The following is a 20,999-nucleotide window of genomic DNA, read 5'->3' on the forward strand; positions in this document are numbered from 1 at the left end:
TTACTCGACCGTCCCGAGGACGTCGCCCTGCTGGACCCGGTCGCCCTTCGCCACGGCGAGGCTGGTCAGCGTGCCGCTCCGCTCGCTGACGGCGGGCAGCTCCATCTTCATCGACTCCAGGATCAGCACGGTGTCCCCGGCGTTCAGCGCGGCGCCCGGCTCCGCGACGACCTCGAGCACGGTGCCGACCATTTCGGCCCTGATCTCCGCCATCGACACCCTCCTCGCGCTCGCCCGACCACCCCATCCAACCAGAACGGGACGTCATGACACACTTGAGAGGTTGACCAGCTTTGACGACGAGGAGTGAGCATGTCGAAGCGCGCCCGCAAGCGTCGCGACCGGAAGAAGAACGGCGCGAACCACGGCAAGAAGCCCAACGCCTGATCCGGCGTCCGGCATGACGAAGGCCCCCACCCGATCGGGTGGGGGCCTTCGTCGTGCTCAGGCGCTATTCGGACCGCTGCTCGAGGGTGATCTCGGTGCGTTCGACGGTGACGCCACCGCGCGTGGCGACGGTCTGGCGGATCGACGCGCGCAGCCGGCTCTTCAGCTCGGCCGGGGCGTGGTCGCCACCGCACTTGCGGGCCAGCAGCTGCTTGATGTGCTCGTCGATGCCGTACTCCTCAAGGCACGGCGGGCAGTCCTCGATGTGGGCGCGCAGCGCGGCGTCGCGCTCGGGGCTGCACTCGCGGTCGAGGAGCAGGTAGATGTCGGCGAGCGCCTCCTCGCAGCGGACCTTGTCCGACGCGCCTTCGCACATGTCGTTCATCGCCCCGCCACCTCCTCCTTGGCACCACGGATGAAGCCGCGTTCGCGGGCGACGTCGGCGAGCAGGTCGCGCAGCTGCGCGCGCCCGCGGTGCAGGCGGGACATCACGGTGCCGATGGGCGTGTCCATGATCTCGGCGATCTCCTTGTACGCGAAGCCCTCGACGTCGGCCAGGTAGACGGCCAGCCGGAACTCCTCGGGCAGCTTCTGCAGGGCGGCCTTGACGTCGGTGTCGGGCAGGTTGTCCATCGCCTCGACCTCGGCCGAGCGCAACCCGCTGGAGGTGTGGCTCTCCGCCTTGGCGATCTGCCAGTCGGTGATCTCCTCGGTGGGCTGCTGCACCGGCTGCCGCTGCCGCTTGCGGTAACCGTTGATGTAGGTGTTGGTGAGGATGCGGTACATCCACGCCTTGAGGTTCGTGCCCGCCTTGAAGGAGGCGAAGGCCGCGTACGCCTTCAGGTAGGTCTCCTGGACCAGGTCCTCGGCATCGGCGGGGTTGCGAGTCATCCGCATCGCGGCCGAGTACAGCTGGTCGAGCAGCGGCATGGCGTCCCGCTCGAAGCGCTCGGCGCGCTCGGCCTCGGTCGCTTCTTCCGGCGCTGAGTTCTGCGTGCTCGGCAAACCGTTCCCTTCCCGCTCGGCGTCGATGCGCGTACGCGCATACGGCGGACCCGAGTTTACGCGGGGGCCGGGCACACCGCGGTTCGCCGGTGCCTCGGGGCGGCGGCGGCTGCGAGAGCGTGTGGTAGCGAGCGTTGTGGTCACGCCCCGTACAACCGATCGGGGCACGCGGGCATTCCCTAGACTCCGCCGCATGGCTGGCAAGGGCACCCCCGCGACGGCGTTGCTGGGGAAGCAGAAAGTCGCGCACACGCTGCACGCGTACGACCACGACCCGCGCGCGGAGTCGTACGGGCTGGAGGCGGTGGAGGCGCTGGGCCTGGACCGCGCCCGGGTGTTCAAGACGCTGGTCGCGGACGTGGACGGCCGCCTGGTCGTGGGCGTGGTCCCGGTCACGGGCCAGCTGGACCTGAAGGCGCTGGCGGCCGCGGCGGGCGGCAAGAAGGCGAAGATGGCCGACCCGGCGGCGGCCCAGCGGGCTACCGGGTACGTCCTGGGCGGGATTTCGCCGCTGGGTCACCGCAGCAGGCTGCCGGTGGTGATCGACGTCTCGGCTTCGACGTTCGAGACGGTGTTCTGCTCGGCCGGGAGGCGGGGGCTGGAGGTCGAGCTGGCGCCGGGCGAGCTGATCCGGCTGACCGGTGCGGTCGTGGCGCCGATCGGCGCCTGAGTCAGGCCAGCGGGCGCAGCACCCGGGACAACCACTCGGTCGCCGCCCGGGACACGGTCTCCAGATCCTTCGACAGGCTGTGGTCGCCGTCCACCAGCACGATCTCGTGGTGCGGGCCCGCCTTCGGGCGCCCGAACGGATCGCGCTCCCCCTGGACCACCAGCACCGGCACCTCGACCGCGTCCAGCTCAGGCTGCCGCGTCTTCTCCGGCTTGCCCGGCGGGTGCTCCGGGAACGCCAGGCAGAGCACCGCCACGGCCTGGCCGGCCGCGGCCGTCCGGCAGGCCACCCTGGCCCCCGACGACCGGCCGCCGAACACCAGCGGCAGCGAGTCGAAGCGCTCCGACAGCTCGTCCGCGACCGTCAGCCACGCCGTGTCCAGCTGGTTCGCCGGTGCCGGCGCGCGGCGGCCCGCCACCCGGTACGGCTGCTCGACCAGTGCCACGTGCACGCCCGCCGCCTGGGCCGCGCGCGTCACCGCCACCAGGTCCTTCGCCCCGAGGCCGCCGCCCGCGCCGTGGCCCAGCATCAGCACCGCCTCGCCCTCCTCGGCGCAGTGCAGGTAGGCCCGCGCCGGACCGTACGCGGTGTCGATCTCGACGGCGCTCATGACTTCGGCACGTCGAACAGCGCGCCCTCGTGCGCCGGCTCGACGCGCTCCAGCAGCTCGGGGCCGTTGTTGCGGACGTTGTTGACCAGCGTCGAGATCGGCCGCAGCTCCAGCGACTCGACGATGTCGTCCGGCGTCGGCACCAGCAGGTCCTTGACGTCTTCGCGGTCCGGGTCCAGCCAGCCGTCCCAGTGCGCGCGCGGCACGATCAGCGGCATCCGGTGGTGGATGTCGGTGAGCTGGCCCGCCGCGTCGGTCGTGATGATCGAGAACGTGATCAGCGGTGCCGCGTCCTTGTCGTCCTTCGGGTGCCAGCTCTCCCAGATCCCGCCGAACGCGAGCGACGAGCCGTCCGGCTCCGTCATGTAGAACGGCTCCTTCTCCTTGCCGGTGCGGCGCCACTCGAACCAGCCGTCGGCGGGCACCAGGCAGCGGCGGGACACCAGCGCGCGGCGGAAGGCGGGCTTCTCGGCCGCGGTCTCGGCGCGCGTGTTGATCATCCGCGAGCCGACCGAAGGGTCCTTCGCCCAGAACGGCACCAGGCCCCACTTCATCATCCGCAGCGAACGCTCGGCGGGCTCGTCCTCGAGGACCTGGCCGTCTTCGTCACGCGGGTGCCGCTGCACGACCGTGACCACGTTCTTCGTCGGCGCCACGTTGTGGTCGGCGCGCGCGTGTCCCTCGGTGAGGTCGATCGCGTCGAACTCCTCGATCAGCTTCGCCGGGTCCTTCGTGGCGGCGTAGCGGCCGCACATGACCAACCTCCTCTGCCGGATACGTCCGGGACGCCATCGTTACACGCAGGCCAGGGCGCTGGCGAGCGACGTGGGATCATTCGGGTGGCACCGGCGCACGAGAGGACGAGGGTTTGGCGCGCAACGACTGGAGCAGGCTGGACGAGTCCGACGTCCGCGTGCGTCCGGGCAAGGGCACCCGCCCCCGCAGCAAGCGCCGTCCCGAGCACGCCGACGCCGTCACCGCCATGGTCGTCGGCAAGGACCGCGGGCGCTGGACCTGCGCGGTCGACGCCGATCCCCAGCAGGTCGTCACGGCGATGCGGGCCCGGGAGATGGGCCGCACCCCGGTGGTCGTCGGCGACCGGGTCGGGATCGTCGGCGACGTCTCGGGCAAGCCGGACACCCTCGCCCGGATCGTCCGCGTCGACGAGCGCACCAGCTCGCTGCTGCGCACGGCCGACGACACCGACCCGTACGAGCGGCTCGTCGTCGCCAACGCCGAGCGCCTGCTGATCGTCACCGCGCTCGCCGACCCGCCGCCGCGCACCGGCTTCATCGACCGCTGCCTGGTCGCCTGCTACGCCGGCGGCGTCGAGCCGGTGCTGTGCCTGACGAAGGCGGACCTGGCCAGCCCGGACGAGCTCTTGGCCGGCTACGCGGGCCTGGACATCCCGGTCATCGTCAGCCGCTTCGACGAGGAGCCCGAAGGCCTCGACGAGCTGCTGAAGGACCGCGTGACGGCGCTGGTCGGCCACTCCGGTGTCGGCAAGTCGACATTGGTCAACCGGCTGGTCCCGGACGCCGATCTGGCCGTCGGCGTGGTGAGCGGCGTCGGGAAGGGGCGGCACACCTCCGTCGCCGCGGTGGCGCTGCCGCTGCCCGGCGGCGGCTGGGTGATCGACACGCCCGGCGTGCGGTCCTTCGGGCTGGCCCACGTCACCGCGGACGACATCGTCGACGCCTTCGAGGAGTTCGCCGAGGCCGCCGAGGAGTGCCCGTCGGGCTGCGGGCACCTCGGGCCGCCCGAAGACCCGGGCTGCGCGCTCGACGACGTCGTCACCGAAGGCCGGGCGAGCGCGGAACGGCTCGCGTCGCTGCGGCGCCTCCTGGCTTCCCGCGGCGGCCACGAAGTGACCCGCGCGACAGAATCCTGAGGCAACCGGGAACCCGTCGCGGATCGTCACCGTCAGAGATGTAACCATTCGCCCGTTCGGGCGATATGCCGAGCGGACCCATCCGACTCTGAGGGGATTTCGATGCGCAAGACCACCTTGGTCGCCGCGAGCGCCGCCGTGCTGGCGCTGACGCTGACGGCGTGCAGTGGCAACTCCGGCACCGCCCAGCCCGCCGCCGGCACCCAGGCCCAGGCCGAGGGCGGCAGCGGCCTCGCTTCGCCGTTCACCGACGCGATCCAGCTGGCGTCGGCGTCCAAGCAGGGCACCGAGAAGTCCAAGTCGGCGAAGTTCACGATGGAGGGTTCGGCCGCCGGCCAGACCATCAGCGCGACCGGCGCGATGGCCATCGACGGTGCGAACACCAAGTTCTCGATGACCAGCACCGCGGCCGGCGAGACCACCGAGATGCGCATGGTCGACAAGGTCATGTACATCAAGCTGCCCGCCGAGCAGCAGAAGCAGATGGGCACCGACAAGTCGTGGGCCAAGATCTCGGCCGACGGCGACGACCCGATCTCGCAGGCGCTCGGCAGCTCGCTGTCGCAGTCGGCCGAGCAGAGCGACCCGAGCAAGATGCTCGACCAGATCTCGAAGGCCGGCCGGATCATCTCCTCCGACCAGACCGAGCTCAACGGCGAGAAGGTGAACCACTACAAGGTCGAGCTGGACGTCGCCAAGGCGGTCGACCAGTTCACCGGCTCGCTCCCGGCGGCCTCGCGCGACAAGCTGACCGAGATGCTCAAGGGCAAGGACGTCAAGATCCCGGCCGAGCTGTGGCTGGACAAGGACAACCTGCCGGTGCAGGTCACCATGGACCAGGGCCCGATGATGCAGGCGCTGGGCGCGCCGGCCGGGGACGCGAAGTTCACGATGAAGTACAGCGACTGGGGCACCACCGTCGACGTGACGGCCCCGCCGGCCGAGCAGGTCGTCGACCTCGGCGAGCTGATGAAGAAGGCCGGTCGCTGAGACTCTGAGTAAAGGCGGCTCCCCCGAACGGGTTCGGGGGAGCCGCTGTGTTTTTGTTGCGCCATGCGCAAAGCCGCCGTCGTGCTGCTGCTCGTCCTGCTCACCGGCTGCTCCGGGCCGCCGTCGCCGCCCCCCGCGTTCACCGACGCGCGGGCGCTGGCCGACGCCGCCGCGGCGGCGACCACGAGCGGCGGCTCGGCGAAGTTCGGCACGGACGTCGCGGTCGGCCAGGTCCGGTCCAAGAGCCGGGGCCAGGCGAAGTTCGGCGCGGGCGGGACGGCGCAGGTGCTGACCACCGACGTCATCGGCGAGCCGATGGAGGTGCGGCAGGTGGCCGGGAAGCTGTACGCGAAGGTGCCAGAGGGCTCGCGCGACGAGGTCGGCGCGGGCAAGCCGTGGGTCGCGGTCGCCGCGGACGGCACCGACCCGTTTTCCCAGGTGCTCGGCGGCAGCCTGGCGCAACTGGCGGCGCAGAACGACCCGGCGCACACGCTGGGCGAAATCCGCACGGCGGGCTCGATCGTCTCGGCCGAGCGCGGGCAGCTGGACGGGGTGACGGCGGAGCACTACCGCGTCGAGCTGGATCTTTCGCGGCTGGGCGCGGACCTGCCCGCGGGTCTGCCCGCGGACGCGGCGCCGGGCAAGTTCCCGGTGGAGCTGTGGCTCGACGACGCGCACCGGCCGTTGCAGGTCGTGCTGGACCTTTCGCCGATCCTGCAGGGCTCCGACGCCCGCATCACGACGCGGTATTCGGACTGGGGCGTGCCTGTCGACGTCCAGCCGCCGCCCGCGGGCGAAGTGGGGTAGTCCGGCGGTGCCGCCTGCTGGAGGCCGAGCCCGGGCGCTGCCGAAGTGGCTGGTCTCGCGGATCCCGCCGGCCCAACTGGTTCACCGAGGACTGATCCCCAGGTTGTCCACAGGTGCCCCCACCTGTGGACAACTCAGAGCAGCTCCAGCAGGAACGGCAGTTCCTGCGGCGCGTACCAAGCCAGTTCGTGGTCCTCGGCATCCCCCAAGGTGAACTCCGCGTCCGGGTCACCCAGGTCCGCCGCGTCGATCACCGCCGCGGCGGCCGCGACCGCCTCCGCCGCCTCCGCCGCGTCCACGTGGATCGCCGCCACCGCCTTCAGGGGGATCGGGCCGCCGATCCGGACGACCGGTGCGTCCAGGTCCGGCCGCAGCGTCACGCCCTCGACGTCCGCCGACACCACCACCCGGCGCGGCTCGCCCTTCTCCTCCGCCGCGATCAGGCGCAACGAGGCACGGGCCGCGTCCAGCAGTGCCGCGTACTCCAGCTCCTCGTCCGAACCGCTCACGTACGCCTCGCGCAACGCCGGCGTCAACGCGAACGCCGTTCCGCTGCGGGCGCGGAACTCCCCCGAGGATTCGAGGTCGCGAAGCATCGCGATGGTCGCAGGCAGATAGACCCTCACCAGTGCGCACCCTTCAGCTCTTCCAGGGACTCTTCGATCATCCCGGCCACGAGGTCCACGTCGAAGGCGGCCTTGCGGTCGCCGTTCAGTCCGAAGTAGACGCCGCCGTGGTAGGACGTCACCCCGATCGCCAGCGCCTGGGTGCGCATCAGCGGCATGACCGGGAACATCTCGACCAGTCTGGCCTCTCCCGCGTACATCGGCACCTGCGGGCCCGGTGAATTCGTCACCATGACGTTGAAGATCCGCCCGGACAGCGACCCCGCCGCCCGCGCGCCGAGCGAATGGAGCGTAGCCGGGGCGAAGCCGCCCACCTTGAGCAGCCCGCGCGCCGCCACCGGGCGGCCCGAGTCGAGGTGCTCGGCCATCGCGTGCCCGATGTGCTGCAGCCGCAGCACCGCGTTCGGCTCGCCGACCGGCAGGTCCACCAGGTAGGCCGCCACCTGGTTGCCGACGAGCGCCGGGGTCGAATACTCCGCCGTCTCCGCGTCGCGGACCGCCAACGGCACCAGCGCGCGGATCGTCGTCGACGGCGTCAGCTGCTCCTCGCGCGAAAGCAGCCACTCGCGCAACGCGCCCGTGATCGCCGCGAGGACGACGTCGTTGACCGTGCCGCCGTGCGCCGCGCGGATCTTGCGGAAGTCCTCCAGCCGCGTGCGCACCACCGAAAACACGCGGCCGCCGGACACCCGGACGTTCAGCGGCCCGGTCGGCGCCGGCTTCACCAGCGTGCGCAGCGTCGACGTCACGCCGCCGACGGTCTCGGCGAGCTTGCCCGCCGCCGCGAACGCGTCGTTCGCCGCCGACCGGACGTTCTCCACGACCTCGCCCGGGCGCTGGACGCCCTCGCTGACCGCGTCCAGCACCAGCTGCGTGCGGCTCGGCTCGCGCCGCGGCGTCCAGAGGTCCTCGAACGGCTCCGGCTCGGCCGGCGTCGGGTCGAGGATGAGCTGGCCGAGCTCGATCGTGCCGACACCGTCCACAACGGACTGGTGCGTCTTCGTCACCAGCGCGACGCGGTCGCCGGCCAGGCCCTCGATGAAGTACGCCTCCCAGAGCGGCCGCTCCGGGGCCAGCCGGCGCGACATCAGGCGCGCGACCAGGTCGAACAGCTGCTCGTCGCTGCCCGGCTGGGGCAGCGCCGAGCGCCGGACGTGGTAGTTCAGGTCGAAGTCGACGTCGTCCACCCAGACCGGCCGCGCGAGGTGGCCCGGCACCTCCGCCACGCGCTGGCGGTAGCGCGGCAGGTACGCCAGCCGCGCGCCGACGAGGTCGAGCAGCTGCGCGTAGCTGAACCCGGACCGGGGGCGCTCGAAGATCGCCACCCCGCCGACGTGCATCGGCGTCGCGTGGTCCTCGAGGTAGAGGAACGAGGCGTCCAGCGCGGAAAGGCGGTCGGGCATGAGCCGATCGTCGCACAGTGCGAGACTGCCCGGTGTGGGTGATGAGTCGACGATCTCGCCGAAAGACCGCTTTCTCACGGTGTACGGCCGGAAGCCGGTGCTCGAAGCGCTGGCCGACGACGGCCTGCGCGTGGACAAGGTGATCCTCGCCGACACCGCACGCGGCCCCGGCGCCGCGGAAATCCAGCGCGCCGCGAAGGACGCCGGCGTGCCGGTGCAGCGCGCCAGCGCGCACCGGGTCAAGGTGCTCGCCGGCAACGGCAAGCAGGACCAAGGCGTGCTCGCCGACGTCGTCGCGCCGCGGATGCGTGCGCTGTCCGCGGCGCTGGCCGACCGGCGGCCGCCGTCGCGGGTGCTGCTGCTCGACGGCATCACCACGCCCGCGAACGTCGGCATGATCCTGCGGACGGCGACCGCGGCCGGGCTCGACGGCGTGATCGTGCCGCGCCGGGGCGTCGCGGCGCTGGACCCGCTGGTGGTCAAGGCTTCGGCCGGTGTCGCGTTCCGCGCGCCGGTGCTGCGGTGCGGCTCCGCGCGCGAAGCCGCCGAACTGCTCACCGAAGCCGGTTACAGCCTTTACGCGCTGGGCGCGTCGGCTCGCACCACGGTGTTCGACGTCGACCTGCCGCAGCGCGCCGCGTTCGTGCTCGGCGGCGAGACGGCAGGCGTCGGCGCCGAGGTCGGCGAACTCGTCACGGAATGGGTGTCGATTCCCATGCCGGGTGACGTCGAGTCGCTGAATGTCTCAGCAGCGGCGGCGGTCCTGTCGTTCGAGCTGGTCCGCCGCGCCCGCTGACGCTCACCGTTCGGGGAAAAGCACGTCGAGCTCGGAGAGCGTTTCCCCGACCGACCGGTGGTGCACGCCGACCATGCCCGCCTGCACGGCGCCGCGGATGTTCGCGGCGGAGTCGTCGACGAACGCGCAGCGCACGGCGGGCAGGCCGAGCCGCTCGGCCGCGATGAGGTAGACCGCCGGATCCGGTTTGGCCACCCCGACCTCACCGGAAAACACGAGCGCGTCGAAATAGTCGAACATCGTGTTCTTGACCTCGTCCGACGCCCCGAGGGCGTTCGACAGCAGCGCGGTGCGGACGCCTCGCTCGCGCGCGGCCGCCAGGTAGTCGTAGAAGCGGCCGGCGTCGGGATCCGTGAGAACTCCGGCGAAATCGACCAATAACCCCTTCAGCACCCGGCACACCATAGCCGGGGCGGCGACGCGTTGTCTCGCATAGCGCAACAACGCGACACCGCGCTTACCGCACGTGCTCGCGCGAATCCACAGCTTCGGCGGTTCTTTGCCGAATCGGGCGATTCCCGTCGCCTTTCCGGCCCGTTCCCGCCTCTAAGCGGTGGCGGCGGCGAAATGCCGCGCCCGGGAGGGGAGGAAATGTCCGAGGAACACCGCGTGAGAACGCTGATCCACGCCGAAGTGCCCCGCCGCGCCGAGCGGCCACCGTCGGTGTCCCCGCACGCGAACGGCGGGGGCGACGCCCGGTGGCCGACACCGAGGCAGCTCGAGGCGAGCGAGGTGGGCCGGCTGCTGGCGATGCTGCTGGAGGCGTACGACGGGCGCCGCCCGGTGCCGCAGATCCGCGGGCTGGTGGCACCGGAGGTGTACGCGAGCCTGAGCGGGCCACGGTGGACGCGGCCCCGGCACCGGTTGTGCCGGGTCCACACGTGCACCCCGGCACCGGAGGTGATCGAGGCGTGCACCCGCGTGGAGGCGGACGGCCGCTCGTTCGCACTGGCGGCCCGCTTCACCCGCACCCCGGCGGGGTGGCTGTGCGTGCGGTTCGCGTTGCTCAAGCCGAGCGGCCCGGCCCGCCGGGCGAGCCGGCAGGCGGCGGCGTGAGACGCGCCCGCTCACCCCGAGCACCGCCGGCCCCGAGCCGCCGGTGCCGGTCGTGAGTGCCGAGGAGGGTTCTATCCCTGCTGAACACTCACGACCGGCAGAGTTGCCAGGCCGCGCAGCGTGGTTGTCGGGTTCCACGTCGGGTCGCCCGCCAACTTCAGTTCCGGCATCCTTCGTGCCAGCTCGCGGAACGCGATGCGGGCCTCCAGGCGCGCCAGTGGGGCGCCCAAGCAGAAGTGGATTCCCTGGCCGAACGCCAGATGGCGCCCCGGTTCCCGGGACGGGTCGAACGACTCCGGGCCCGTCGCCGGGTCTCGGTTGGCCGCTCCGATGAGGACGATCACCTGGCTGCCCGCCGGCACCGCGAACGATCCCAGCTCCGTGTCCCGCACGGCCGTCCGGGCCGTCAGCTGGACCGGGGAGTCGTAGCGCAGCACTTCCTCCACCACCCGCGAGGGGTCCGCCACGCCGACGCCGCCGTGGCGCAGCAGCGCCAGGACTCCGTTGCCGATCAAGTTCGTCGTCGTCTCGTGGCCGGCGATCAGCAGCAACGTCAGCGTCACCAGCAGCTCACCCTCGCTGAGCACGTCGCCCGCGTCCGACACCGCGACCAGTGCCGACAGCAGGTCTTCCCCCGGCGAGCGGCGGCGCCGCTCCGCCAGCGAACGGAAGTACGCGACGAACGACTGCCGCGCCTTCACCGCCGGCTCGATCGTGTCCGGGTGCTGCAGGAACGGCGGGTCCAGCGCCCGCGCCATCGCGTGCGACCACGCCGCGAACCGCTCGCGGTCGTCCAGCGGGACGCCCAGCAGCTCCGCGATCACCTCCACCGGCAGCGGCTTCGCCAGCGCCGTCATCACGTCGAACGACGACCCGCGCACACCGTCGACGAGCGACGCGGTGATCTCCTCGATCCGGGGCGTCAGCCGCTCGACCATCCGCGGCGTGAACGCCTTCGCCACCAGCCGCCGCAGCCGCGTGTGGTCGGGCGGGTTCAGCGACAGGAACGCCCGGACCACGCGTCCCGACTCGTCGACCGGCTGGTCCGGAAGCCGGTCCGCCGGATCCAGGTACTCCGGTTCGGGGTGGCCGAACGCCGGGTCGCGCAGCACCTGCGTCGCTTCGGCGAAGCCGCTGACCGCGAACATCCGCTCGCCCAGGGCCGCGACCGGCCACCGCTCGCGCCACCGCCGGTACGCCGGGTACGGGTCCGGCCGCCGCTCGGCGGCGAACAGCGCGAAGAACTCCTGCGGATCCACCGGTTTCTCCCCCTCACAAAAACAGGGCCGGGGTGCGTGTGCACCCCGGCCCCGGAAACCCCGTCAGCGACGCGGGCCCTTCTTGCCCTTCTTCGCGGCGTCACGCTGGGCGGCGCGACGATCCCGGCGCGTACCGCCGGCGCCACCGCCCGCGGCCTGCGCCGCCCCGCCCTCGGCGTGGGACTCGACCTCGCCGTCCTCGCCCGGCCCGGACAGCGTCATGCCGGACTGCTGGCCACCGCCGCCGAGGCCCTTGCCGCGCAGCGCGGCCGGGACGGACTCGGTGTCGGTCGTCGGCGGCTGCGGCGGCGCCGGCCGCGCGTGGCGGCCTTCGGTCGCCTGGCCGTTGCCCGAACCGACGCCCGTCGGCACGGCGGCCGCGGCCTCGGCCGGCGGCGCCTCGGCCCGCTCGACCTGCAGGTTGAACAGGAAGCCGACGGCCTCCTCCTTCAGCGAGTCGAGCATCGCGCGGAACATGTCGAAGCCCTCGCGCTGGTACTCGATCAGCGGGTCGCGCTGCGCCAGCGCCCGCATGCCGATGCCCTGCTTGAGGTAGTCCATCTCGTAGAGGTGCTCGCGCCACTTGCGGTCGAGGACCGTCAGCATCACCTGGTGCTCCAGGGTCCGCATGCCGTCCGGGCCGACGAGCGCGTTGATCTCCGCCTCGCGCTTGTCGTAGGCGTCGCGGGCGTCCTGCAGCAGCGCCTCGCGCAGGCCCTGCGCGTCGAGGTCGCCGTCCTCCATCAGGTCGTCCCACTCGATGCTCACCGGGTAGAGCTGCTTCAGCGCCGACCACAGCTTCTCGTGGTCCCAGTCCTCGGCGTAGCCGTTGGCGGTCGCACCGTCCACATAGGCGTTGACGACGTCCTCGAGCATGCCCTCGATCTGGTCGCGCAGGTTCTCACCGGCGAGGACGCGGTGGCGCTCGGCGTAGATCACCTTGCGCTGCTCGTTCATGACCTCGTCGTACTTGAGGACGTCCTTGCGCTGCTCCATGTTGATCTGCTCGACCTGGGTCTGCGCGCTCTTGATGGCCTTGGAGACCATCTTGTGCTCGATCGGCACGTCGTCGGGCAGCCGCATGGTCGTCATGACGCGCTCGACCATGGTCGCGTTGAAGCGGCGCATGAGCTCGTCACCGAGCGAGAGGTAGAAGCGGGACTCGCCCGGGTCGCCCTGACGGCCGGAGCGGCCGCGGAGCTGGTTGTCGATGCGGCGCGACTCGTGCCGCTCGGTGCCCAGCACGTAGAGCCCGCCCGCCTCGCGGACCTCCTCGGCCTCGGCCTTCGACTCGGCCTTGACCTGCTCCAGGACCTCGGGCCACGCGGCCTCGTACTCCTCGGAGTGCTCGACCGGGTCGAGGCCGCGCTCGCGCAGCACCTGGTCGGCGATCAGGTCGGGGTTGCCGCCCAGCACGATGTCGGTACCGCGGCCCGCCATGTTCGTGGCGACCGTGACCGCGCCCTTCTGGCCGGCGCGCGCGACGATCAGCGCCTCCCGGTCGTGGTGCTTCGCGTTCAGCACCTCGTGCGGGACGCTCAGCTTCACCAGCAGCTTCGACAGGTGCTCGGACTTCTCGACGCTCGTGGTGCCGACCAGGACCGGCTGGCCCTTCTCGTGCCGCTCGGCGATGTCCTCGGCGACGGCCTCGAACTTGGCCTGCTCGGTCTTGTAGATCAGGTCCGCCTGGTCGACGCGGATCATCGGCCGGTTCGTCGGGATCGGCACCACACCCAGCTTGTAGGTCTGGTGGAACTCGGCGGCCTCGGTCTCGGCCGTACCGGTCATGCCGGACAGCTTCTCGTAGAGGCGGAAGTAGTTCTGCAGCGTGATCGTGGCCAGCGTCTGGTTCTCGGCCTTGATCTCGACCTTTTCCTTGGCCTCGATCGCCTGGTGCATGCCCTCGTTGTAGCGGCGGCCGACCAGGATGCGGCCGGTGAACTCGTCGACGATCATGACTTCGCCGTTGCGGACGATGTAGTCCTTGTCGCGGTGGAAGAGCTCCTGCACCTTCAACGCGTTGTTCAGGTACCCGACCAGCGGCGTGTTCGCGGCCTCGTACAGGTTCTCGATGCCGAGCTGGTCCTCGACGAACCGGACGCCCTTCTCGGTGACGGCGACGGTGCGCTTCCGCTGGTCGACCTCGTAGTGGTACTTCGAGTTGATCAGGTTCGCCTTCTCGGTGCGCTCCCGCGACCCCATCGTGGTGGTGTCGATGCCCTGCATCAGCGGGGCGAGGCGGGCGAACTCGACGTACCAGCGCGACGACTGGTCCGCCGGGCCCGAGATGATCAGCGGCGTCCTGGCCTCGTCGATCAGGATCGAGTCGACCTCGTCGACGATGGCGAAGTTGTGCCCGCGCTGCACGCAGTCGTCGAGGCTCCACGCCATGTTGTCGCGCAGGTAGTCGAAGCCGAACTCGTTGTTCGTGCCGTAGGTGATGTCGGCGTTGTACTGGGAGCGCCGCACGTCCGGCTGCTGCTCCGACAGGATCACGCCGACCTCGAGGCCGAGGAAGCGGTGGATGCGGCCCATCCACTCCGAGTCGCGCTTGGCGAGGTAGTCGTTCGTCGTGACGACGTGGACGCCCTTGCCGGGGATGGCGTTGAGGTAGGCCGGGAGGACGCAGGTGAGCGTCTTGCCCTCGCCGGTCTTCATCTCGGCGACCTGGCCGAGGTGCAGCGCGGCGCCGCCCATCAGCTGGACGTCGAAGTGGCGCTGCCCGAGCACGCGCTTGGCCGCTTCCCGGACGACCGCGAAGGCCTCCGGGAGCAGGTCGTCGAGGGATTCGCCGTCGCCGTTCCGCTTGCGGAACTCCTCGGTCTTGGCCCGCAGCTCGGCGTCGGTCAGGTCCTTGACGTCGTCTTCGAGGGTGTTGATGTGATCGGCGATGTTGCGCAGCCGCTTCACCATCTTGCCCTCACCCGCGCGGAGCAGGCGGTTCAGCACCATCCGGTCGACCTCACTAGCTGAATATGAGCACGCCCAGGCCGGTCCCGGGCAGGTTCTCCCGCGGTGGCGGCCGTGTTCGGCGCCACCTTCCCACCCCCATCGTAGGGAACGGTGGCCGTCGTGTGCACACGCCGTAGGTCCTGACATGCGGATGGCCCGCACGCGAGCCGCGTGCGGGCCATCCGGCGGGCCTCCTTAGACCGGCTCAGCCGAGCCGGATCACGCCGTAGTCGAAGCCTTTCCGCCGGTAGACCACGCTGGGCCGGCCCGCTTCGGAGTCGTTGAAGAGGTAGAAGTCGTGGCCGACCAGCTCCATCTCGTAGAGAGCCTGGTCCACCGTCATCGGTTCCGCGGTGTGCTGCTTCTCGCGAACGACGCGACCGGGCTGGTGACCCAGGTCGTCGTCGGCCCAGCTCTGCTGCTGGGGCAGGTGTATTTCGTCGGCACTCGCGAAGCCGTTCGCCTGCGGTTCCGGTGCTTCGAGCACCGCGGTTCCCGCGACAGGACTGGCTGCGGCCGGGGATCCGCCACCCGGCAGTGCCGAGGTCGCTTCGGCGACCGATTCCGGGCGGCTGCGGCCGTAGTGCACGCGCCTCCGGTCGTGTGTCCTCCGCAGCCGGTTTTCGAGCTTGGTGACTGCGGAATCGAGCGCTGCGTAGAAGTCGGCGGCACACGCTTCAGCGCGTACGGCCGGGCCTCGCCCCTTTCCGGTGATTTCGACGCGCTGGCAGCTCTTGGCCTGGCGCCGGTTGGGTTCGTGGAACAGTTCCACGTCGTACCGGATGACTTTCCTGTCGTAGCGCTCGAGCCGGGCCAGCTTTTCGCTGACAAGCGCCCGATAGTGGTCGGGCACCTCCACGTTGCGGCCCTTGACGACGATATCCATACACGACCTCCCTCGCTTCGATGACTGCGAGCTGTTGAGTTCACACACGGCGCCGGTATTGCGGGGACGTAAGCCCGGATCGCGGGCTGAGAAGGAACTCGGGAGCGGTTCACGACGTCTCGTGCCGGGAGCCCGAGCGCGGACTCAGCGCACCTCCGGCGCCAGGGACATGGGCTCGTCACCTCCCTGCCTGCGGGGATTGCTGATTGCGGAGCACGTTAGCTTCCTCACGCCCGTTGCAACAGCCCCCGAGCCGGGGGATGTCGAGGAATGAGACTCCGTCACCCCGCGCAGTGAGCGGAGGGTGAACACCGGAAAACACCCGCTGGTCGGACGCTCGCTGCGGAGCGTGACTTCACACGGACGGCGCAGCACCGCCCGCTGATGGACGCCGAGGGTGACGGCCAGGTCTCCGGCAGCCGCCACTCCGGTGGAGTGGTGTGGCGGCCAGGTGGTCTTGATCGACACCCTCATGCCCGGACAACGGGCGGGAGGCTGGGTGCGTTCCCGGCGAATGTCACTCGTGTAGGTGACGAATGGCTTCACCCGGGGGCGGGTGAAGTGAGGGTCGGCCGGGTATGCGGTGATCATGGCCGGTTCCGGAGACGCAGGCGGCGCTGGTGGGATCGCGGCTGACGGGCAGGCCGCGCAGGCCCGCCGGGCCGGGCGCGGGCCGCCAAGCCGGGCGCAGGCCAGGCGGGCCGCCAAGCCGGGCACGGCCCGCGGCAAACCGGAACGCCCCAGATCCCCGCCGCGCAGGCTGCCAGCCCAGGTGCAGCCGGCAGCGCACCGGATCCGCCCGCAGCCGCCGCCCCGGGGCTCACCCGGCCGCGAGCAGCGTCAGCACCGCCGCCACCTCGATCCCCTCCGCCGCCAAAGCCCGCACACAGGCCGCAGCAGTGGCTCCCGTCGTGATCACGTCGTCCAGCACCACCACCGGCAAGCCCGGCGGCGGCCGGCCCGCGCGCCGGAACCGCAACCGGCCCGCCAGGTTCGCCGCCCGCGCCGCGCGGTCCAGCCCCACCGCGTCCCGTGCGCCGCCCGCCAGCTCCAGCGCCGGGGCCACCGCCACTTCGAACCCCCACCCGGCCAGTACCCGGGCGGCCGCCGCGGCCAGCAACTCGACGTGGGGACCGCCTCGCACCCGCGCGGCCGACCGGCGGCTCGGCGCCGGCACCAGACACAACGCCGCGCCCGGCAGCGGCAACGCCACCAACGCCCGGGCCAGCGCCAACCCCAACGGCGCGGCCAGGTCCCGCCGCCCGCGTTCCTTGAACGCGATCAGCAACCGGCGCGCCACCCCGCGGTAGCGGGACAGCGCGAACACCCGCACCGACCCCGCCACCGGCACCCGCACGACCTCGGACAGCGAACCCCACACCCCCGCGCACCGGGCGCAGCACGGCGCCCCGCGGGCCCCGCAGCCGGCGCACCGGGCGGGGATCAGCAGATCGAGCAGCACCACACGGACAGTGTCCCCGGCACCACCGACAGTTTCCGGAAACCTAGCCCGGATAGAAGGGATCCGCGTCCTTCATCGAGTGGCTCTGCGGCCGCCACACCTCGCCCAGCACCGACGCCGTCCACAGGCCGCTCGCGTCCGCCACCACGATCGGGCGGCTCGGCGCCGCCGTCACGCCGTGGACCTGGGGCGTCAGGTTGGAGCTGTTGAACGCGTCCATCCGCTGGCCGTCCACCGTCACGCGGACCACCGGCTGGGACGTCGACTTCGTCGCCGCCACCAGCGTGTCCTGGGCCAGCCAGTCCACGTCGACGACGTCCTTGAGGTCGTGGGGCTGCAGCAGCCGCGGCTCGCGCAGGGCCACCGAATCGCCGCTGCCGGTCACCGACGCCACCCACAGCTGGCCGTTCACCACCGCCGCCACGCGGGCGCCGTCGCGGGAAAAGCGCAGCTCGGTGATGCCGCCCTGCTGGATCAGGTCCGTCGCGTTGACCGACAGCGCCGTCCACTGGTTGTTCTGGTTGACCACCATCCGGCCGATCGACGTCTGGTCGACCACCGTCCACACCTCGCCGGTGCCGGGCCGCCACGTCGGGCGGCTCAGCGTCGTCCCGCCCAGGCCGACCAGCGCCAGGTCGTGCCCGAGGTCGCCGATCCGCAGGCGGACCTTGCCGTTGTCCCGCTCGACCACCGCGAGGTTCTTGCCGTCGATCGACTGGGCCGCGCTCACGACGTCGTAGCCGCCGTTGCCCGCCGGGCCGCCGACCGGCTCTCCGGTGTCCAGCGACCGGACCTTGCCGCCGACCGTCATCAGGCCCGGCAGCTCCCGGCGCGGTGACAGCGCCGCGTCGTACGCGGGCAGCTCGTTCGCCCGCCAGTCCGGGTGGTTGGCGACCAGCGGGGCGCCGTCGGCGAGGATCCGGATCCGCGCCGACGTCACGTACTGCAGCGTGAGGACGATCTGGGCGGCGATCAGGTTCCGGATGTCGTCGGCGGCCCCGGACAGGCCGGTCAGCGGCACCACCAGCGTTCCGTCGTCGAGGCTCTTGACGTTCGTGTCGATCTCGATCGGCTCGGCGAGCAGGTTCTTCACCGACCCGGCCAGGCTCGTCGACGGCCCGCTGACCAGCAGGTTCACCACCCGGCTCGGCAGGCCGGACTGCGGCTTCGCGATGACGTAGCGCCGGTCGGGAACGAAGGTGGCCGTCTGCTCGGAGTAGAAGTTCACCGGCACCGCGGTGTAGTTCTCGCTGAAGTCGGACTCGGTCGCGTACAGGTCGGGCGGCGGGTCGGTGATCCGCCACTGGCCGTTCGCCTGCTTGCGCACCTTGATCCGGAGCGCCGCCGAAGGGTTGTAGTCCGGGACGAACGCGCTGCTCTGGTCGAGCGTGCCGACGCCGAACCCGCGCACGTTGACGACCAGCGTGTTCGGGTCGGGCTGCGGGGCCGGGTCGTAGACCGTGCCGAAGGTGTTCTGGATGATCGTCAGGCTGCGGTTCGGCCGCCAGGCCGCGCGGCTCTGGTCGTCCAGGTAGGCGCGGGCGGCCGCGTTGTTCTGGCCCGGCTTGAGCGTCGCGCCGATGAAGCCGCGCACCAGCGTCAGCGGGTCGATGTCCTTCACCGGCTCGGGGACGACGTCGCCCGAGCCCTGCCCCTGGCGCTCACCCGAGACGACGACGGGTTGCGATTCCAAGGGGACGTTCGCGCACCCCGCCACCAGGACCAGGCACAGCAAAGCGAGCAGAAGCCGTTTCAATGACCGATTTCCTCACGTTCGGCGAAGATCGCCTCCGGCGCCGGCGTGATCTCGATCAGCCCGAGGGGCACCTCGGCGGCGACGCGGTCGGGCGGCGGCAGCACGAGCGGCGGGTCGCCGACCGGCACGTCCTGGCGGCGCGGCAGCACGAGCCGGAAGCAGGCGCCCTGCCCCGGCTCGCCCCAAGCGTCGAGCCCGCCGCCGTGCAGGCGCGCGTCCTCCTGGCTGATCGCCAGGCCGAGCCCGGTGCCGCCGGTGCGCCGGTTGCGCGAGGGGTCGGCGCGCCAGAACCGGTTGAACACCAGGTCGGCCTCGCCCGGGCGCAGGCCGACGCCGTGGTCCCGGACGGTCACCGCGACCGCGGTCTCGTTGGCGCCGACGGTGAGCACCACCGGCTTGCCTTCGCTGTGGTCGACGGCGTTGCCCAGGAGGTTGCGCAGGATCCGCTCGACGCGCCGGGCGTCGACCTCGGCGATGACCTCCTCGTCGGGCAGCACGAGCTCCACCGAGCTGCCCGCGTTGCCGGCGATCACCCGCACCTGCTCGACCGCGCGGGTGGCGATCGGGCGGACGTCGATGAACTCGGCGGACAGCTCCTCGACGCCGGCGTCGAGCCTGCTGATCTCCAGCAGGTCGCCGAGCAGCGACTCGAACCGGTCGAGCTCGTCGACCAGCAGCTCGGTCGAGCGCGCGAGCCCGGCCGGGAACTGCTCGCGCGACGCGTGCAGCACGTCCGCGGCCATCCGGACCGTGGTCAGCGGCGTGCGCAGCTCGTGCGAGACGTCGGAGGTGAACCGGCGCTGCAGCCCGCCGAACTCCTCGAGCTGGCGGATCTGGCCCTGGATGCTCGCGGCCATCCCGTTGTAGGACACCGCGAGCTTCGCCAGGTCGTCCTCGCCGAGCACGGCGAGCCGCTGGTCGAGGTCGCCGCCGGCGAACTGCTCGGCCGCCGCGGCGGCCTGCCGGACCGGCCGGACCACCTGCCGCGTCACCAGGTTCGTGATGCCGGCCAGCAGGAGCAGCAGCACGAGCCCGCCGACGAGCAGCGTGTTCTGCACGGTCGCGACGGTGTTCTGCTCGGTCGTCAGCGGGAACAGCAGGTAGAGCTGCAGCGGGCTGGCGACGGTGTTGAGCGGCGTGCCGACGATCAGGTACGTGGTGCGGCCGCCGTCGGGGTCGGTGACCGTGTGCTCGAGCCAGCTCATCTCGTTGGCTTCGACGAACTGGCGCAGCCGCGGCGGCACGTTGTCGAACGGCCCGGCGGACGCGGGGTCCTCGCCGGACTGGTCGCGGCCGCCGCTGGCGAGCACCGGGACGAACGTGCCGGCCGCCGAGCCCGCCGCGTCCTGGCTGGTCGGCGTGATAGCGATCTTCTTCAGCGCGTTCTGCAGCCGGTTGCTCAGCGCTTCCGGCGTCTCGCCGCCGAGGCCGACCAGCTCACCGGCGGCGGTGTCGGCGGCCGCGCGGGTCTGCGCGATCGCGGCGTCGCGCTTGGTGTCGAGCAGCCGCTCGGTGATCTGGTTCTGCAGGACCATGCCCAGCACGAACACGACGGCCGAGGACAGCGCGAGCGTCGACACGGTGACGCGGAACTGCAGCGAGTGCTTCCACAGCTCATTGAACGCGACCGCGCGGCGGCGCGCGAAAACGACGACACGCCGCACCAGGCGTGCCGTCGAACGCGCGAACGCGGGGATCCGTCTGCCGGAAGCGAGAGTCATCGACTCATCACGGCGGGCCGGCCTTGTACCCGACACCGCGAACGGTCAACACCACCTCGGGGTGCTCCGGGTCCTTCTCCACCTTGGAACGCAGGCGCTGGACGTGCACGTTGACCAGCCGGGTGTCGGCCGCGTGCCGGTAGCCCCACACCTGCTCGAGCAGCACTTCGCGGGTGAACACCTGGCGCGGCTTGCGGGCCAGCGCGACCAGCAGGTCGAACTCCAGCGGGGTCAGCGGGATGGCCTTGCCCTCGCGCGTGACCTCGTGGCCCGGCACGTCGATCGCCAGGTCGCCGATGGTGAGCGACTCCGCGGGCTCGGCCTCGGTGCGGCGCATCCGGGCGCGGACCCGGGCGACCAGCTCCTTCGGCTTGAACGGCTTCACGACGTAGTCGTCGGCGCCGGACTCCAGGCCGAGCACGATGTCGACGGTGTCGCTCTTGGCGGTCAGCATGACGATCGGCACCCCGGACTCGGCGCGGATCGCCTTGCAGACGTCGATCCCGTTCATCCCGGGCAGCATCAGGTCGAGCAGGACGAGGTCGGGCTTCAGCTCGCGCAGCGCGGGCAGCGCGCGGGAACCGTCGGCGACCACGGCCGTGTCGAACCCCTCCCCGCGGAGCACGATGGTGAGCATCTCCGCGAGTGCGGGGTCGTCGTCGACCACGAGAACACGTGCCTTCATGTCCACATATTCGCACTAGTTCCGGCGCCCGCACGCA

General features: G+C 71.5%; 22 protein-coding genes. 7 read left to right on the forward strand and 15 right to left on the reverse strand.

Going from position 1 to position 20,999, the window contains the following annotated elements:
• Window positions 1–213: a biotin/lipoyl-binding carrier protein gene (locus tag ACWEVP_RS30305; protein ID WP_364453189.1), complete on the reverse strand. Its 213-nt coding sequence runs from the start codon at window positions 211–213 to the stop codon at window positions 1–3.
• 99 nt (window positions 214–312) lie between these two features.
• Here ACWEVP_RS30305 and ACWEVP_RS30310 point away from each other — a divergent pair, with 99 nt between their 5' ends.
• The gene (locus ACWEVP_RS30310; protein ID WP_098515123.1) at window positions 313–387 is read left to right on the forward strand and encodes a 50S ribosomal protein bL37; all 75 of its coding nucleotides are present in this window, start codon (window positions 313–315) and stop codon (window positions 385–387) included.
• A gap of 64 nt (window positions 388–451) precedes the next feature.
• Here ACWEVP_RS30310 and rsrA read toward each other — a convergent pair whose 3' ends face one another.
• Both rsrA and ACWEVP_RS30320 read right to left on the reverse strand, forming a co-directional pair.
• A complete protein-coding gene (gene rsrA / locus ACWEVP_RS30315; protein WP_003059781.1) occupies window positions 452–772 on the reverse strand; it encodes a mycothiol system anti-sigma-R factor in 321 nt (106 codons plus the stop codon).
• Complete coding sequence (locus ACWEVP_RS30320; RefSeq protein ID WP_125312718.1) at window positions 769–1,392, reverse strand: sigma-70 family RNA polymerase sigma factor; 624 nt, start codon at window positions 1,390–1,392, stop codon at window positions 769–771. Before ACWEVP_RS30320 ends, rsrA begins: the two co-directional genes overlap by 4 nt.
• Window positions 1,393–1,585: 193 nt before the next feature.
• Between ACWEVP_RS30320 and ybaK the strand changes: the two genes are divergently transcribed.
• Complete coding sequence (gene ybaK, locus ACWEVP_RS30325; protein WP_452065979.1) at window positions 1,586–2,062, forward strand: Cys-tRNA(Pro) deacylase; 477 nt, start codon at window positions 1,586–1,588, stop codon at window positions 2,060–2,062.
• 1 nt (window position 2,063) lies between these two features.
• On the opposite strand, the gene ACWEVP_RS30330 is transcribed toward ybaK, so the two are convergent.
• Together ACWEVP_RS30330 and ACWEVP_RS30335 are read right to left on the reverse strand one after the other, a co-directional pair.
• A complete protein-coding gene (locus ACWEVP_RS30330) occupies window positions 2,064–2,672 on the reverse strand; it encodes an alpha/beta hydrolase family protein (RefSeq protein WP_452065980.1) in 609 nt (202 codons plus the stop codon).
• Window positions 2,669–3,427, reverse strand: coding sequence for an SOS response-associated peptidase (locus tag ACWEVP_RS30335; protein WP_452065981.1), 759 nt, complete (start codon window positions 3,425–3,427; stop codon window positions 2,669–2,671). The genes ACWEVP_RS30330 and ACWEVP_RS30335 overlap by 4 nt, the downstream gene beginning before the upstream one ends.
• Window positions 3,428–3,540: 113 nt before the next feature.
• On the opposite strand from ACWEVP_RS30335, the gene rsgA reads away from it, so the two are divergent.
• From rsgA to ACWEVP_RS30350, 3 genes are all read left to right on the forward strand, one after another.
• Complete coding sequence (gene rsgA / locus ACWEVP_RS30340; protein ID WP_452065982.1) at window positions 3,541–4,563, forward strand: ribosome small subunit-dependent GTPase A; 1,023 nt, start codon at window positions 3,541–3,543, stop codon at window positions 4,561–4,563.
• Window positions 4,564–4,665: 102 nt separating this feature from the next.
• Window positions 4,666–5,553: a hypothetical protein gene (locus ACWEVP_RS30345; RefSeq protein ID WP_452065983.1), complete on the forward strand. Its 888-nt coding sequence runs from the start codon at window positions 4,666–4,668 to the stop codon at window positions 5,551–5,553.
• Between the two features lie 63 nt (window positions 5,554–5,616).
• On the forward strand, window positions 5,617–6,360 hold the full coding sequence (locus ACWEVP_RS30350; protein ID WP_452065984.1) for a hypothetical protein: 744 nt from the start codon (window positions 5,617–5,619) through the stop codon (window positions 6,358–6,360).
• Between the two features lie 134 nt (window positions 6,361–6,494).
• Here the strand turns inward: ACWEVP_RS30350 and ACWEVP_RS30355 are convergent, their stop codons facing one another.
• A complete protein-coding gene (locus ACWEVP_RS30355) occupies window positions 6,495–6,986 on the reverse strand; it encodes a DUF6912 family protein (protein WP_452065985.1) in 492 nt (163 codons plus the stop codon).
• A complete protein-coding gene (locus ACWEVP_RS30360) occupies window positions 6,983–8,389 on the reverse strand; it encodes a WS/DGAT/MGAT family O-acyltransferase (protein ID WP_452065986.1) in 1,407 nt (468 codons plus the stop codon). Before ACWEVP_RS30360 ends, ACWEVP_RS30355 begins: the two co-directional genes overlap by 4 nt.
• 34 nt (window positions 8,390–8,423) lie before the next feature.
• Between ACWEVP_RS30360 and ACWEVP_RS30365 the strand changes: the two genes are divergently transcribed.
• Complete coding sequence (locus ACWEVP_RS30365; protein ID WP_452065987.1) at window positions 8,424–9,185, forward strand: TrmH family RNA methyltransferase; 762 nt, start codon at window positions 8,424–8,426, stop codon at window positions 9,183–9,185.
• Between the two features lie 3 nt (window positions 9,186–9,188).
• Here ACWEVP_RS30365 and ACWEVP_RS30370 read toward each other — a convergent pair whose 3' ends face one another.
• Entirely contained in the window at window positions 9,189–9,563 is a 375-nt protein-coding gene (locus ACWEVP_RS30370; RefSeq protein ID WP_452066091.1) for an HAD-IA family hydrolase, read from the reverse strand.
• Between the two features lie 231 nt (window positions 9,564–9,794).
• On the opposite strand from ACWEVP_RS30370, the gene ACWEVP_RS30375 reads away from it, so the two are divergent.
• Window positions 9,795–10,241 (forward strand): Rv3235 family protein, encoded by a 447-nt coding sequence (locus ACWEVP_RS30375; RefSeq protein ID WP_452065988.1) that lies wholly within the window; start codon window positions 9,795–9,797, stop codon window positions 10,239–10,241.
• Window positions 10,242–10,312: 71 nt separating this feature from the next.
• Here the strand turns inward: ACWEVP_RS30375 and ACWEVP_RS30380 are convergent, their stop codons facing one another.
• From ACWEVP_RS30380 to mtrA, 7 genes are all read right to left on the reverse strand, one after another.
• The gene (locus ACWEVP_RS30380) at window positions 10,313–11,500 is read right to left on the reverse strand and encodes a cytochrome P450 (protein ID WP_452065989.1); all 1,188 of its coding nucleotides are present in this window, start codon (window positions 11,498–11,500) and stop codon (window positions 10,313–10,315) included.
• 63 nt (window positions 11,501–11,563) lie between these two features.
• The gene (gene secA, locus ACWEVP_RS30385) at window positions 11,564–14,452 is read right to left on the reverse strand and encodes a preprotein translocase subunit SecA (RefSeq protein ID WP_452065990.1); all 2,889 of its coding nucleotides are present in this window, start codon (window positions 14,450–14,452) and stop codon (window positions 11,564–11,566) included.
• Between the two features lie 205 nt (window positions 14,453–14,657).
• Complete coding sequence (gene hpf / locus ACWEVP_RS30390) at window positions 14,658–15,338, reverse strand: ribosome hibernation-promoting factor, HPF/YfiA family (protein ID WP_452065991.1); 681 nt, start codon at window positions 15,336–15,338, stop codon at window positions 14,658–14,660.
• An 820-nt stretch (window positions 15,339–16,158) separates the two neighbouring features.
• Complete coding sequence (locus tag ACWEVP_RS30395; protein WP_452066092.1) at window positions 16,159–16,800, reverse strand: ComF family protein; 642 nt, start codon at window positions 16,798–16,800, stop codon at window positions 16,159–16,161.
• 43 nt (window positions 16,801–16,843) lie between these two features.
• Window positions 16,844–18,556, reverse strand: coding sequence for an LpqB family beta-propeller domain-containing protein (locus ACWEVP_RS30400; protein ID WP_452065992.1), 1,713 nt, complete (start codon window positions 18,554–18,556; stop codon window positions 16,844–16,846).
• Entirely contained in the window at window positions 18,553–20,277 is a 1,725-nt protein-coding gene (mtrB, locus tag ACWEVP_RS30405; RefSeq protein ID WP_452065993.1) for an MtrAB system histidine kinase MtrB, read from the reverse strand. The genes ACWEVP_RS30400 and mtrB overlap by 4 nt, the downstream gene beginning before the upstream one ends.
• Window positions 20,278–20,284: 7 nt before the next feature.
• Window positions 20,285–20,962, reverse strand: a complete 678-nt coding sequence (mtrA, locus tag ACWEVP_RS30410; RefSeq protein ID WP_005150760.1) for an MtrAB system response regulator MtrA — start codon at window positions 20,960–20,962, stop codon at window positions 20,285–20,287.
• Window positions 20,963–20,999 lie beyond the last annotated feature (37 nt).

The organism is Amycolatopsis sp. NPDC003865 (assembly GCF_053605345.1).

What these genes read in the sequence shown, in the direction of transcription:
- ACWEVP_RS30335 (WP_452065981.1), bottom strand. Translation starts at nt 3,427, where the DNA reads ATGTGCGGCCGCTACGCCGCCACGAAGGACCCGGCGAAGCTGATCGAG.
- ACWEVP_RS30350 (WP_452065984.1), top strand. Translation starts at nt 5,617, where the DNA reads ATGCGCAAAGCCGCCGTCGTGCTGCTGCTCGTCCTGCTCACCGGCTGC.
- mtrA (WP_005150760.1), bottom strand. Translation starts at nt 20,962, where the DNA reads ATGAAGGCACGTGTTCTCGTGGTCGACGACGACCCCGCACTCGCGGAG.
- rsrA (WP_003059781.1), bottom strand. Translation starts at nt 772, where the DNA reads ATGAACGACATGTGCGAAGGCGCGTCGGACAAGGTCCGCTGCGAGGAG.
- mtrB (WP_452065993.1), bottom strand. Translation starts at nt 20,277, where the DNA reads ATGACTCTCGCTTCCGGCAGACGGATCCCCGCGTTCGCGCGTTCGACG.
- ACWEVP_RS30330 (WP_452065980.1), bottom strand. Translation starts at nt 2,672, where the DNA reads ATGAGCGCCGTCGAGATCGACACCGCGTACGGTCCGGCGCGGGCCTAC.
- secA (WP_452065990.1), bottom strand. Translation starts at nt 14,452, where the DNA reads ATGGTGCTGAACCGCCTGCTCCGCGCGGGTGAGGGCAAGATGGTGAAG.
- ACWEVP_RS30345 (WP_452065983.1), top strand. Translation starts at nt 4,666, where the DNA reads ATGCGCAAGACCACCTTGGTCGCCGCGAGCGCCGCCGTGCTGGCGCTG.
- hpf (WP_452065991.1), bottom strand. Translation starts at nt 15,338, where the DNA reads ATGGATATCGTCGTCAAGGGCCGCAACGTGGAGGTGCCCGACCACTAT.
- ACWEVP_RS30305 (WP_364453189.1), bottom strand. Translation starts at nt 213, where the DNA reads ATGGCGGAGATCAGGGCCGAAATGGTCGGCACCGTGCTCGAGGTCGTC.
- ACWEVP_RS30360 (WP_452065986.1), bottom strand. Translation starts at nt 8,389, where the DNA reads ATGCCCGACCGCCTTTCCGCGCTGGACGCCTCGTTCCTCTACCTCGAG.
- ybaK (WP_452065979.1), top strand. Translation starts at nt 1,586, where the DNA reads ATGGCTGGCAAGGGCACCCCCGCGACGGCGTTGCTGGGGAAGCAGAAA.